General features: G+C 45.2%; 2 tRNA genes. Both read right to left on the bottom strand.

Features of this window, described 5'->3' with window-relative positions:
• Window positions 1–171: 171 nt before the first annotated feature.
• Window positions 172–247 (bottom strand) — tRNA-Ala (locus Q0753_RS16560).
• Window positions 248–390: 143 nt separating this feature from the next.
• Window positions 391–467: transfer RNA gene (locus Q0753_RS16555), tRNA-Ile, on the bottom strand.
• Window positions 468–699 lie beyond the last annotated feature (232 nt).

The raw sequence follows: 699 nt of genomic DNA, 5'->3' as shown, positions 1-699 counted from the left end.
TCGCCAAGAAGTTCCAAGACACTTGCGTATCAAGAACTACAAATTATTTCTATCAGCTTTCCAGATTGTTAAAGAGCGTGACTTCATAAAAGTCAAAGTGATAGATTGCTATGTAAAGTAAGCAATATATGACTTTGAATTCTTTGACTCAGGTTGATACAGGGCGCTAAATGGTGGAGCTATGCGGGATCGAACCGCAGACCTCCTGCGTGCAAGGCAGGCGCTCTCCCAGCTGAGCTATAGCCCCATTTAGTTCTTAGCTTTATTTCTAGTTTTAACACTTTTTATACTGTGTTTAGCTAGACACCAAATCGACGGCGAGACGAGGAATGAGCTGAGGACGTTTAGCCTGCTAAACGACGATGCTCATGACGCTGTATCGACAAGATTTGGTGGGTCTGGGTGGATTTGAACCACCGACCTCACCCTTATCAGGGGTGCGCTCTAACCAACTGAGCTACAGACCCAAACCTGTTGTGGTTTGTTGTTAGTCGACCTCACCCTACTTTCTATTCAAGGGAAGTGGGGTGCTAACCAACTGAACGACAGACCCAAACCTGTTTTGTAATGCGTTAGCATCACAAAATCGCATCAGCTTTCACTCATGCGATAAGTCACTCTTTCATATCAAGCAAACTGTGTGAACACTCAACAGACGTTGAGATTAAGGTAAGGAGGTGATCCAACCCCAGGTTCCCC

This window comes from uncultured Oceanisphaera sp. (assembly GCF_947495715.1).
In the GTDB taxonomy this organism is placed as follows: domain Bacteria; phylum Pseudomonadota; class Gammaproteobacteria; order Enterobacterales; family Aeromonadaceae; genus Oceanimonas; species Oceanimonas sediminis.
Note: the sequence above shows the minus strand (reverse complement) of the source record. Positions and strands in the feature narration are given on the sequence as shown.